This window comes from Ottowia sp. SB7-C50 (assembly GCF_033110285.1).
GTDB lineage: Bacteria > Pseudomonadota > Gammaproteobacteria > Burkholderiales > Burkholderiaceae_C > Ottowia.
This window is the reverse complement of the sequence record NZ_CP136995.1, coordinates 1,131,576-1,143,817: the sequence shown is the minus strand read 5'-3', so window position 1 is coordinate 1,143,817 and position 12,242 is coordinate 1,131,576. Positions and strand designations below refer to the sequence as shown.

At 67.4% G+C, this 12,242-nt stretch carries 11 protein-coding genes and 1 pseudogene; 2 read left to right on the top strand and 10 right to left on the bottom strand.

Annotated features, from left to right (window positions below; all coding sequences use genetic code 11):
• Positions 1-115: 115 nt before the first annotated feature.
• Positions 116-781 carry an RlmE family RNA methyltransferase gene (locus tag R0D99_RS05520; protein ID WP_317750375.1) on the bottom strand — a complete coding sequence of 222 codons (666 nt, stop codon included), beginning with the start codon at positions 779-781 and terminating at the stop codon, positions 116-118.
• Between the two features lie 21 nt (positions 782-802).
• Here R0D99_RS05520 and R0D99_RS05515 point away from each other — a divergent pair, with 21 nt between their 5' ends.
• Together R0D99_RS05515 and R0D99_RS05510 are read left to right on the top strand one after the other, a co-directional pair.
• The gene (locus tag R0D99_RS05515; RefSeq protein WP_317750374.1) at positions 803-1,276 is read left to right on the top strand and encodes a YhbY family RNA-binding protein; all 474 of its coding nucleotides are present in this window, start codon (positions 803-805) and stop codon (positions 1,274-1,276) included.
• Between the two features lie 262 nt (positions 1,277-1,538).
• Entirely contained in the window at positions 1,539-2,261 is a 723-nt protein-coding gene (locus R0D99_RS05510) for a glycosyltransferase (protein WP_317750373.1), read from the top strand.
• Between the two features lie 119 nt (positions 2,262-2,380).
• Here the strand turns inward: R0D99_RS05510 and R0D99_RS05505 are convergent, their stop codons facing one another.
• From R0D99_RS05505 to R0D99_RS05465, 9 genes and pseudogenes are all read right to left on the bottom strand, one after another.
• Positions 2,381-3,274, bottom strand: coding sequence for a Kdo hydroxylase family protein (locus R0D99_RS05505; protein ID WP_317750372.1), 894 nt, complete (start codon positions 3,272-3,274; stop codon positions 2,381-2,383).
• On the bottom strand, positions 3,271-3,690 hold the full coding sequence (locus R0D99_RS05500; protein ID WP_317750371.1) for a DUF4149 domain-containing protein: 420 nt from the start codon (positions 3,688-3,690) through the stop codon (positions 3,271-3,273). The genes R0D99_RS05505 and R0D99_RS05500 overlap by 4 nt, the downstream gene beginning before the upstream one ends.
• Before the next feature lie 210 nt (positions 3,691-3,900).
• Positions 3,901-4,377 (bottom strand): transcription elongation factor GreA, encoded by a 477-nt coding sequence (gene greA / locus R0D99_RS05495; protein WP_317750370.1) that lies wholly within the window; start codon positions 4,375-4,377, stop codon positions 3,901-3,903.
• A 228-nt stretch (positions 4,378-4,605) separates the two neighbouring features.
• Entirely contained in the window at positions 4,606-7,884 is a 3,279-nt protein-coding gene (gene carB / locus R0D99_RS05490) for a carbamoyl-phosphate synthase large subunit (RefSeq protein WP_317750369.1), read from the bottom strand.
• 14 nt (positions 7,885-7,898) lie between these two features.
• Complete coding sequence (locus tag R0D99_RS05485) at positions 7,899-8,582, bottom strand: hypothetical protein (RefSeq protein ID WP_317750368.1); 684 nt, start codon at positions 8,580-8,582, stop codon at positions 7,899-7,901.
• On the bottom strand, positions 8,575-8,937 hold the full coding sequence (locus R0D99_RS05480; protein WP_317750367.1) for a hypothetical protein: 363 nt from the start codon (positions 8,935-8,937) through the stop codon (positions 8,575-8,577). Before R0D99_RS05480 ends, R0D99_RS05485 begins: the two co-directional genes overlap by 8 nt.
• On the bottom strand, positions 8,934-10,145 hold the full coding sequence (carA, locus tag R0D99_RS05475) for a glutamine-hydrolyzing carbamoyl-phosphate synthase small subunit (protein WP_317750366.1): 1,212 nt from the start codon (positions 10,143-10,145) through the stop codon (positions 8,934-8,936). Before carA ends, R0D99_RS05480 begins: the two co-directional genes overlap by 4 nt.
• Positions 10,146-10,298: 153 nt before the next feature.
• The gene (locus tag R0D99_RS05470) at positions 10,299-11,297 is read right to left on the bottom strand and encodes a tripartite tricarboxylate transporter substrate binding protein (protein ID WP_317750364.1); all 999 of its coding nucleotides are present in this window, start codon (positions 11,295-11,297) and stop codon (positions 10,299-10,301) included.
• Positions 11,298-11,361: 64 nt separating this feature from the next.
• Positions 11,362-12,115 (bottom strand): annotated as a pseudogene (locus R0D99_RS05465) (TrmH family RNA methyltransferase).
• Between the last annotated feature and the right edge of the window lie 127 nt (positions 12,116-12,242).

Sequence of the window (12,242 nt, the reverse complement as noted above, 5' to 3'; positions counted from 1 at the left end):
CCCTGGCCACCCGGAGTCCACGTGAGAAACCGCGCTATTCACCCAAAAATGCCACCCGGCCGCTCCAGGCCGGGATACAAGCGGTTTCAATGCTTGACGCGCGTCAAGCAGACACTCAACGCTCAACCACCTTCAGACCGATACCCACCAGAAAGGTTTCCGACGATTTGTCGCGCGACGCCTTGGGCTTGACCGGCTTGACCACGCGGAACGTCTCCTTGAACAGCTTCACCAGCTGGCTGTAGCCGCTGCCGTGAAACAGCTTGACCACCAGCGCGCCGTCGGGCTTGAGGTGCGCGCGGGCGAAATCCACCGCCAGCTCCACCAGGTGGCTGATGCGCGCCGAGTCGCTGGATTCGATGCCCGACAGGTTGGGCGCCATGTCCGACACCACCACGTCCACCGGCTGGCCGCCCACGGCGTCGTGCAGTCGCGCCAGCACCGCGTCTTCGCGGAAGTCGCCCTGCAGAAAGGCCACGCCTTCGATCGGCTCCATGGGCAGAATGTCCAGCGCCACGATGGTGCCGTTCAGTTCGCCCACCGCCGCGCCGTCCGGCGACAGGCGGCGGCGCACGTACTGGCTCCAGGCGCCGGGCGTGCTGCCCAGGTCGACAACCCGCATGCCCGGCTTGATCAGGCCGAGTGTCTCGTCGATCTCCTTCAGCTTGTAGGCGGCGCGGGCACGGTAGCCTTCCTTCTGCGCCAGCTTGACGTAGGGGTCGTTCAGGTGGTCCGCAAGCCAGGCCTTGTTGACCTTCTTGCTTTTGGATTTGATTTTCATGCTGGCCGGATAATACGTGCCATGCCCCAGATCGAACTGACCCCCACCGAGCGCAAGGCGCACCGCGCCGACGCGCACCACCTGGACCCCGTGGTCATGATCGGGGGCGACGGCCTGACCGACGCCGTGCGCAAGGAAACCGACTCGGCGCTGAACGCCCACGGCCTGATCAAGATCCGCGTGCTGGGCGACGACCGCGCCGCGCGCGACGCCATCTACCAGCAACTGGCCGACGAACTGAACGCCGCGCCCATCCAGCACATCGGCAAGCTGCTGGTGCTGTGGCGCCCCAAGCCCCAGAAGACGCGCGCCGAGGACGAGGAACGCGGCGCCGGCCCCAAGGACGTGAAGGTGCTGAAGTACAGCAAGCGCGGCGGCCAGCGCCCCGAAGTGCGCGTGGTGCGCGTGCTGGGCAACCAGCGGCTGACGCCGGGCGGCAAGGTCAAGAAGGCTGCGCCTAAGCAGAAATCGGTCAAGAAAAACCGGAATGATTGACTGCGTCCGTTATGTGGCGGGTGGCACGCCGGCGCCAGGCCGAACCGGATGACACAGTGCCGTCATTCCCGCGCAAGCGGGAATCCACGCCTCCATCGCCAGCCGCGGCTTTGTACCCGCCGCATGGATTCCCGCCTGCGCGGGAATGACGGTGAGAGGGGTGACTTAGCGCCGACCTTGTTCGGTCCGGATGTTCGCCCCGTCAATCAAAAACCATAGCTGTCAACGCATGTCAGACCAGCGCCAACGGCACATTCTGTGCATGAAATGGGGCACCAAGTACGGCCCCGAATACGTCAACCGGCTGTACGGCATGGTGCGCCGGCATCTGTCGGGCGACTTCAACTTCGTCTGCCTGACCGATGACGCCAACGGCATCCGGCCCGAGGTGCAGTGCCTGCCCATTCCGCCGCTCAACCTGCACCTGAAGCCCGGCCAGCGCGACGGCGCGTGGAAGAAGCTGACCACCTTCGAAGCCGACCTGCATGGCCTGCGCGGCACGGCGCTGTTCCTCGACCTGGACGTGGTGGTGGTGGGCAGCCTGGACGATTTCTTCACCCAGCCGGGCGAATTTCTCATCATCCACGACTACCCAAGGTTCTGGCGCTTTGGCGAACGCATCGTGGGCAATTCGTCGGTGTACCGCTTCACGTTGGGTGCGCATGCCGACGTGCTGGCCTACTTCCGCGGCCACATGGACGAGGTGCAGAAGCAATACCGCAACGAGCAGGAATACCTGTCGCACTTTCTGCACGCGCAAGGCAAGCTGAACTACTGGCCGGCCGACTGGTGCCCGAGCTTCAAGTACCACGGCATTCCGGCCTGGCCCACCAATTACTGGAAGGCGCCGTTCGTGCCCCACAACGCGCGCATCGTCATCTTCCATGGTGAAGTGAATCCACCCGACGCGCTGGCGGGCAAGCGCAACAAGCGCTTCGCGCACATCCAGCCCGCGCTGTGGGTGGCCGACGCGTGGAAGGAATGACGCCGCCCGGCACGCCTCCGTCACGACCAATTTCGCCGCCGGCGCTTGCCTGACCAGCGCCTGTAGCTACCAAATCAATAGCGATATCGGGCGGGCATGAATGCCCGTCCTGCCGGATGTCAGCGCGCCACGCCGGCGCCCACGCCTACCAGCGGGCGCCCCACCAGCCGCGTCAGGATCGCCAGCGGGCTGGACTGCGGATTCACCTCGCGCCCCGGCGGCAGGTACAGCGTCTGCTCCATCATGTACTGGCCGCTCATCACCGCGTGCGTGGCCTGGTCTGAGAAGCATACCCACACGCTGCCGGGCGCGAACGGCATGGTCAGCTGCGTGCCGTTCTTCTGGTAGTCCTCGTCGAACTTCATCAGGTCATGCAGCTGCAGCATCAGGTGGTCGTATTCGCTGCGCAGCGACTTGGTGGCGTGCACGGCGTTCAGCATCCTGGCCTGCCACAGGCGGTAGGGCTTGGCCTGCGGCAGAAAGCGCCGGGCGATGGTCTCGAAGTCTTCGCCCACGCGCCACACGCGCGGCACGCCGTGGGGGTTGAGGTTGGTGAACACGCGCAGCAGGCGTTCGCCATAGCTGGGGCGCGACGGGAACGCGTCCACGTGCATGCGCTGGTCGTCGGCGCGCACCGACTGCGCCCGCGTCTCGACCTGCTTGGGTCGAAAGCTGGTGGGCGCCACGCGCAGCTGGCCACGATATTCGGGCAGCAGGCCGTCGATCAGCTGCAGCGCCTGGCGCCGAAAGCGCCCCACCATGGCGCCCAGCGCCTCCTGCTCGGCCGCGCTGCCGGCGGCGCCCTTCAGCACGCCGTCGGCGCCCAGGCTGACGTTGCGCGTGCCGGGCTTCAACATGTCTTCGCGCAGCAGCGCCGTTTCGGCCGGCTGCAGGTCGAAGCCCAGCCGGGGGAAATGCAGCACCTTGCCGGCCTCGACGGCGGCCGTCCAGTCGGGCTGGCTGCGCGCCTCGCACCAGTCGGTGAAGTCGATCTCGACGATGGGTGAATTCATGGCTTTGCTCCCCAATCGGCAGGGCCGCGCCACAGCACGGCGGCGGCGCACAGCCACTGCAACGCAAACATGGCGGTGCCCAACCCATGCCACAGCGCCAGATTGTCGCGCGCGCGAATATGCGGCGCCGCGCCGAACTCGATCAGCAGCGCCATCAGCAGGCCGAACACTATCAAAAACAGAGCTGTCCGCGCCCGTCCATCGGGCGCTGAAGCCTTGTTTTTATGCAAAAGCAACAGCACCACGCCGCACGCCACCGACACCCAGGTCTGCGCCGTGAACAGCCTGGCCGCCATGTTGCCCGCCATGGCGGCCGTGGGCAGAAACTTGAACAGCAGCGGCACCACCACGAAGCCAATCGCCGTAAGGCTGCCCCACCACAGCGCAGCGGCAAACAGGGCCAGCCTTTGCGTCATTGACTGCCCTGAAAAAAACCAACGGCCGCCACGCAGGCCATGCCAGTGAACGCCATGCCGGGATCTGTGCCAGGCATCGGCGTTGTTGCCCCTCGCGCAGCAGCGGGGGCCGAGGTCTGCGGCTCCCAACCTGCCTGCGCAGGCTTGGACAGACCGAAGAGCCGCTGCCTGCGGAAGCGAGCACCGAGGCGCCTGCGACTTAGGGGGGTGTCACACATAGCGCACGGCGATCACCTCGTAATGCTTCACGCCGCCCGGCGCCTGCACCTCGGCGGTGTCGCCTTCTTCCTTGCCGATCAGCGCGCGCGCAATCGGGCTGCTGATGTTGATCAGCCCGTGCTTCAGGTCGGCCTCGTCCTCGCCCACGATCTGGTAGGTGACCTGGTCGCCCGAGTCTTCGTCTTCCAGATCCACCGTGGCACCGAACACCACCTTGCCGCCCGCATCCAGCGTGGCCGGGTCGATGATCTGCGCGGCCGCCAGCTTGCCTTCCACTTCCTTGATGCGGCCTTCGATGAAGCCCTGGCGGTCCTTGGCGGCGTCGTACTCGGCGTTCTCGCTCAGGTCGCCGTGCGAACGCGCCTCCGCAATCGCGGCAATCACCGCCGGGCGGTCCTTCGTCTTCAGGCGCTGCAGCTCTTCCTTGAGCATTTCGGCGCCGCGCTTGGTGAGGGGGATGGTGGCCATGTCAAATCAATCCGTGTAAAAGCAAACCGCCGCACGTTGCCGCGCGGCGGTGAGGTTCATGGCATGCATTATGCCAAGCGCGCCAGCCGATTCAAGTCAGAAAAACGCTGACGCAGAGCTCCCATCAGGAGGCCGCGGAGCAGGCCATTCCAGGCCGCCCGAGCCGGGGTTTCCCCGGCGACCAGCGGCGTCCCCCGGGGGAAGACGCCGACGGCGTCTCAGGGGGAATCAAAGACTCGCGTGCATCTCCTGCACCGACACCACGCCCAGCGTGTCCATGAACTTCATGCCCTCCACCGCCGCTTCGGCGCCGGCGATGGTGGTGATGGTGGGCACGCGTGCCAGCAGGGAGCTGGTGCGGATGGCGCGGCTGTCGGCGATGGCGTTGCGGCGCTCTTCCACGGTGTTGATGACCAGCGCGATTTCGTCGTTCTTGATCATGTCGACGATGTGCGGGCGGCCTTCGGTCACCTTGTTCACCGTTTCGCAGGGCACGCCGGCGGCTTCGATGGCCGCGGCCGTGCCGCGCGTGGCGATCAGCCGGAAGCCCATGGCGACCAGGTCACGCGCGATCTTCACCGCCGTCGGCTTGTCGGTGTTCTTCACCGTCATGAACACCTTGCCGGCCGGCGTGCCATTGGCCTTGAGCGGACGCGGCAGGCGCTCGCCGGCGCCCATCTGCGCCTTGATGTAGGCCTCGCCGAAGCTCTTGCCGACGCCCATCACCTCGCCGGTGGACTTCATCTCGGGGCCGAGGATGGTGTCCACGCCGGGAAACTTCACGAACGGGAACACCGCTTCCTTGACACTGAAGTACGGCGGCGTGACTTCGGCGCCAATGCCTTGCGCATCCAGCGTCTGGCCCGCCATGCAGCGCGCCGCCACCTTGGCCAACTGGATGCCGGTGGCCTTGCTGACGAAGGGCACGGTGCGGCTGGCGCGCGGGTTGACTTCCAGCACGTAGATCACGTCCTTCTTGCTGCCGTCGTCCTGCGGCACTTCCTGAATGGCGAACTGCACGTTCATCAGGCCGACCACGTTCAGGCCCTGGGCCATGGCGGCGGTCTGGCGCTTCAGTTCGTCGATGGTGGCCTGGCTCAGGTAGTACGGCGGCAGCGAGCAGCCCGAGTCGCCCGAGTGCACGCCCGCCTGCTCGATGTGCTCCATCACCCCGCCGATGAACACGCGGCCCGTCGCGTCGCGCACGGCGTCCACGTCGCATTCGATGGCGTCAGACAGGAAGCGGTCCAGCAGCACCGGCGAATCGTTGCTGACCTTGACGGCCTCGCGCATGTAGCGCTCGAGGTCGCGCTGCTCGTGCACGATCTCCATCGCGCGGCCGCCCAGCACGTAGCTGGGGCGCACGACAAGCGGGTAGCCCAGCTCGGCCGCCTTGGCCAGCGCCTCGGCTTCGGTGCGCGCGGTGGCGTTGGGCGGCTGGCGCAGGCCCAGTTCATGCAGCAGTTGCTGAAAGCGCTCGCGGTCTTCGGCGGCGTCGATCATGTCGGGCGTGGTGCCGATGATGGGCACGCCTTCGGCCTCCAGCCCCAGCGCCAGCTTCAGCGGCGTCTGGCCGCCGTATTGCACGATCACGCCCGCGGGCTTTTCCTTGTCGACGATTTCGAGCACGTCTTCCAGCGTCAGCGGCTCGAAGTACAGGCGGTCGCTGGTGTCGTAGTCGGTCGACACCGTTTCGGGGTTGCAGTTGACCATGATGGTCTCGTAGCCGTCTTCGCGCATGGCCAGCGCGGCGTGCACGCAGCAATAGTCGAATTCGATGCCCTGGCCGATGCGGTTGGGACCGCCGCCCAGCACCATGATCTTCTTGTTGGTGGTCGGCTCGGCCTCGCATTCGTCCTCGTAGGTCGAATACATGTAGGCGGTGTCGGTGGCGAATTCGGCGGCGCAGGTGTCCACGCGCTTGTAGACCGGGCGCACGCCCAGGGCGCGGCGCTTCTCACGCACCGCCTTGTCGGTGGTGCGCAGCAGCTTGGCCAGGCGCCGGTCCGAAAAGCCTTTCTTCTTCAGCGCAAGCAGCTCTTGTTTTGAGAGCATGTCGAGCGCCTTGTCGCCGTGCGCCTCGGTGTGCTGGTCCAGCTCGAGTTCGATCTTCACGATTTCTTCGATCTGCACCAGGAACCACTTGTCGATCTTGGTCAACTGGTGCACCTCATCGAGCGACCAGCCGGCGGCGAAGGCATCGCCCACGAACCAGATGCGGTCGGGACCGGGCTCGCCCAGCTCTTTTTCGAGCCATTCGCGGTCCTGCGTCTTCTCGTTCATGCCGTCGACGCCCACTTCCAGGCCACGCAGCGCCTTCTGGAACGATTCCTGGAAGGTGCGGCCGATGGCCATCACTTCGCCCACGCTCTTCATCTGCGTGGTCAGGCGGTTGTCGGCGGCGGGGAATTTCTCGAACGCGAAGCGCGGGATCTTGGTGACCACGTAGTCGATGGTCGGCTCGAAGCTGGCGGGCGTCGCGCCGCCCGTGATTTCGTTGCGCAGTTCGTCCAGCGTGTAACCTACGGCCAGCTTGGCGGCCACCTTGGCGATCGGGAAGCCCGTGGCCTTGGACGCCAGCGCCGATGAACGCGACACGCGCGGGTTCATCTCGATCACGATCATGCGCCCGTCCTTGGGGTTGACCGAGAACTGCACGTTGGAGCCGCCGGTGTCCACGCCGATCTCGCGCAGCACCGCGATGCTGGCGTTGCGCATGATCTGGTATTCCTTGTCGGTCAGCGTCTGCGCGGGGGCGACGGTGATCGAATCGCCCGTGTGCACGCCCATCGGGTCGAGGTTTTCGATCGAGCAGATGATGATGCAGTTGTCGGCCTGGTCGCGCACGACTTCCATCTCGTACTCTTTCCAGCCGAGCAGCGATTCCTCGATCAGCAGCTCGTTGGTGGGCGACGCTTCGAGGCCGCGCTTGCAGATGGTTTCGAACTCTTCCGGGTTGTAGGCGATGCCGCCGCCCGTGCCGCCCAGGGTGAAGCTGGGGCGGATGACGGTGGGGAAGCCGACCTTCTTCTGCACGTCCCACGCCTCGGCCATGCTGTGCGCGATGCCGCTGCGCGCCGAGCCCAGGCCGATCTTGGTCATGGCCTCCTTGAACTTCAGGCGGTCTTCGGCCTTGTCGATGGCTTCGGGCTTGGCGCCGATCAGCTCGACGTTGTACTTGGCCAGCACGCCGTTGCGCCACAGGTCCAGCGCGCAGTTCAGCGCCGTTTGCCCGCCCATGGTGGGCAGGATGGCGTCGGGCCGCTCCTTGGCGATGATCTTTTCGACCGTCTGCCAGGTGATCGGCTCGATGTAGGTCACGTCGGCCGTGGCCGGGTCGGTCATGATCGTCGCGGGGTTGCTGTTGATCAGGATGACGCGGTAGCCTTCTTCGCGCAGCGCCTTGCAGGCCTGGACGCCGGAATAGTCGAACTCGCACGCCTGGCCAATGACGATGGGGCCGGCGCCGATGATGAGGATGCTTTTAAGGTCGGTTCTTTTGGGCATGGTCTTCGAGACGGTCAATACAACAGCTTGACCGGGATGTGACAGGTCAGAAAGGCTTCGGTCATATGCCGTACCAGCAGCGCCTGGCCCAGCGCGCGGCCGCCGCTTTCGGCACGTTGCTGGCCGCCGCCGATGAGGGCGTCGAGGCCGGTGGCGCGGCGCAGGTCGGCATAGCGCGGCTCGGTGGCAAACGCGGCCAGCGCCTGCGTCTGCTGCGGGGTGGCGCTGGCACCCGCCAGCGCCGCGGCGGGCGAGCGTTCGGCACCGGCCAGCATGGCCTGGCCGATGAGGCGCGCGGCGCCGTCTTCGAGCACGCGCAGGTCGGCGTCCAGTGTGTCGGGGTGCGCCAGCGCGTAGTCGCGCGCAGACTGCCGCTGGCGCGCCGCCACCGCCTGCGGCGACAGCGCCTGGCGCATGCAACCCAGCTGGGCGTCGCTCACCAGGTCGGCCTTGTCGCCCAGCGGCCAGCGCGCGTCCTGCGCGGCAGCTGACGCCATCACGGGGCCGACGGGCAGCATCTGCATGTAGGCGGTGGCAAAGCGCTCCAGCCGCTCGGCAGACACGGTGGGCGCCGCCGGCGGCTGGGCGCAGCCGGCCAACAGGCAGGCCACAGCCCACGCCGCCGCCGCGCCCACGCGCGTGCGGCGGGGGTGGCAGCGTGGGGGCCGCCCGGGCAGCGGCGCGGCGCCATCAGGCATGGCGGTCCTGGGCCAGCTTGTCGAGCAGCGCCTGGGCGCGCTCGGGCGGCATGTTCTTCTGCATCAGCTGCACCAGGCCGTCGCCTTCGACCATGGGGCGCAGCACTTCGGCCTCGGCGTCGTAAAACCGGGCGTCCCACGCAGCCAGCTCGCTGGCAAAGGTGTCGGCGTCCCAGGTCTTGCCCTTGGCCAGCAGCGTGACCAGCGGCATGGCCTTGTGTTCAAGAAAGGACTTCTTGTAGGGCTTCTGCGACCAGCGCTCGGCAAACCATTCGCGGTGCGGCGATGCCAGCGTGAGCATGCGGCGAGCGATGGCTTTTTCGAGCGCGGCCTGCGGGAACGCGTACAGCTTCATGCCGCTTGCGCTCCGCTTTCGGTAGCTGCCGACGCCGTGTTGGCGCGCGCCTGCTCCATGTTCTGGATGAAGCGGTCGAACAGGTAGCCGATGTCGTGCGGGCCCGGCAGTGCCTCGGGGTGGCCCTGGAAGCAGAACGCCGGCTTGTCGACATGGGCAAAGCCCTGCAGCGTGCCGTCGAACAGGCTGACGTGCGTGGCGCGCAGGTGCGCCGGCAGCGTGGCGGCGTCGACCGCGAAGCCGTGGTTCTGGCTGGTGATGGACACGCAGCCGTCTTCCAGGTCTTTGACCGGGTGGTTGGCGCCGTGGTGGCCAAACTTCATCTTGTAGGTGGTGGCACCTGCGGCCAGCGCCATGATCTGGTGGCCCAGGCAGATGCCGAACACCGGCATGCCGGTGTCGATGATTTCGCGCGCGGCGGCGATGGCGTAGTCACACGGCTCGGGGTCGCCCGGGCCGTTGGAGAGGAACACGCCGTCGGGCCGCAGTGCCCGCACTTCAGCGGCCGGGGTCTGCGCCGGCACCACGGTGACGCGGCAGCCGCGCTGCGACAGCATGCGCAGGATGTTCTTCTTGACGCCGAAGTCGTAGGCCACCACGTGCAGATGCGGCTGCGCCTGCGTGCCGTAGCCGCTGCCCAGCTGCCATTCGGTCTGCGTCCATTCGTAGGGCTGGCGCGTGCTGACCACCTTGGCCAGGTCAAGCCCCGACATCGACGGCGCGGCGCGCGCGGCCTGCACGGCGGCGTCGATGCGCTCGGGCGTGACCGCCTCGCCCGCCGCCAGGCCGACGATGGCGCCGTTCTGCGCGCCGTGCGTGCGCAGGCGCCGTGTGAGCTGGCGCGTGTCGATGCCGGCGATGGCCACCGTGGATTCGGCGCGCAGGTAATCCTGCAACGTGCCCTGGCTGCGGAAGTTGCTGACCAGGGACGGCAGGTCCTTGACGATGAGGCCGGCGGCCTGCACCTTGGCGGACTCGACGTCTTCGGCATTGACGCCCGTGTTGCCGATGTGCGGATACGTCAGGGTGACGATCTGCTGGCAATAGCTGGGGTCGGTCAGGATTTCCTGATAGCCGGTCATCGAGGTGTTGAACACCACCTCGCCCACGGTGGTGCCAGTGGCGCCGATGGATTGACCGATGAAGACGCTGCCGTCGGCGAGGGCCAGGATGGCGGGCGGGAATTTCCCCTCGAGAGACGAAAGCACTGGGTTCTCCGTGATGTGACGGTCGCCCGTGCAGGCCCCCGCGCGCCACGCGCGGGGCAGCTTTCAGAAGGAGGCTGGCTTTGAATGCGGTCGGGCGACGCTGTTTCGAGAAAAGCCGCTGATTATAGCCTTTGGGCGGCGCCCGCGCTGGCCTTAACCCAGCCCTTCTGGCTTGATCTGCGCCCGCGCGATGACCTGGCTCCAGCGCTTTTGCTCGGCGGTGATGAACTGCGCAAACTCGGCGCTGGAGTTGCCCACGGCCAGCGCCGTTTCCTGCGCCAGCTTGTCCTTGACCAGCGCACCGCGCGTGGCCTTGATGGCCTCGGCCTCCAGCTTGGCCAGGTTGGCCGCCGGCCATTTCTTGGGCGCCAGCAGGCCGTACCACTGCGTCATCTCGAAGCCTGGGAAGCCCTGCTCGGCCACCGTGGGCACGTCGGGCAGCTGCGGCAGGCGCTGCGCCGTGCCGGTGCCGATGCAGCGCAGCTTGCCGGCCTTGATGAAGGACAGCAGCGCCGGCGCGCCGACCGACGCCGCCTGCAGCCGCCCCGCCATCAGGTCGGTCAGCATCGGCCCGGTGCCGCGGTACGGCACGTGCAGCATGAAGGTCTGGCTGACCATCTTCAGGTATTCCATGGCCAGATGCCCGGCGCTGCCGTTGCCGGCCGAGCCGTAGTTGACCTGCCCCGGCTTGGACTTGGCGTAGGCCACGAAGTCCTTGATGTTCTTCACCGGCAGGTCGGGGTGCACGACGTACAGGCTGGGCACCTTGGACACCAGCGTGATGGGCGCGAAGTCGCGGCCCGGGTCGTACGGCAGCTTGGGGAAGATGTACGGGTTGACGGCCAGCGTGCCGATGTGGCCCAGGATGATGGTGTGCTCGTCGGTGCTGCTGGCCACTTCCTGCATGGCGATGTTGCCGGCGGCGCCGGGCTTGTTCTCGACGAACACGTTCTGGCCCAGCGTCTTGCCCATCTCGGCCGCCACGGCGCGTGCCACGATCTCCGAGCTGCCACCGGGGGCAAAGGGCACCACCAGGCGTACCGGCTTGGTCGGCCAGGCGGCTTGCGCGAAGGCGCCCAGCGGCAGGGCCGACAGGCCAGCGGCGGCCGAGCATTTCAGGATGTCGCGGCGCGACGGCAGGTGGGAAGGCATGGAATTTCCTTGAGAGAAACGGGCGCTGCGGATTATCGGCGCGCAGCGGGCGCGCCGCTGGGCGTCAGGCCCGCCCGCCCGCGCTGGCGTGCAGGCAGATGGCCGCTGCCGCGGCCACGTTGAGCGACTCTTCGCCCCCCCGGCTGCGCAATGCGCAGCGCCATCGCGGCGCGCGCGGCCAGTTCGGGCGACACGCCCTGCCCTTCGTGCCCCATCACCCAGGCACACGGCCAGGGCAGGCGCGCGCGGTGCAGCAACTCGCCCTCATGCGAGCTGGTCACCAGCAGCGGCACCTGCAGCGCGGCCAGGTCGTCGGCCGCCAGCCCTTCGACCAGCCGCAGCCCGAAGTGCGCGCCCATGCCCGCGCGCAGCACCTTGGGCGACCACGGCAGCGCCGTGCCCTTGAGCGCCGCCACCTGCGCAAAGCCGAACGCCGCCGCGCTGCGCAGGATCGAGCCGACGTTGCCCGCGTCCTGCACGCGGTCGAGCACCACCGTGGGCGCGTCGGGCAGCAGCGCGGGCGCGGGTGGCAGGTCGATGACGAAAGCCAGCGGCGCGGGCGACGGCAGGTCGCTGATGCCTTTCATCAGCCCATCGTCGATAACTACGTTTTTTATAGCTGCCTGCGCAATACCCGCAGGCGCCAGCGGCCAATAAGATGCTGAAAACACGCCCAGCGCCGGGCGCCAGCCGCGCGCCAGCGCGGCGCTGCACAGGTGTTCGCCCTCGACCCACAAGCGGCCTTGCTTGCGGTGGGCGTCGCTGTCCTGCGCCAGCCGGCGCAGGTCTTTCAGCAGCGCGTTGTCGCGCGAAGTGATGAAGGTCTCCCCCCCTGTGGCGCTCCGCGCCTTCCGCCCTCTCCTGCGGGAGGGGGGACAACGCCGGTGGCCGGGCCAAGCCCGCTCCACGGCGTTCGCTGGTGTGGTCTGCGCCGCGACCTTCTGA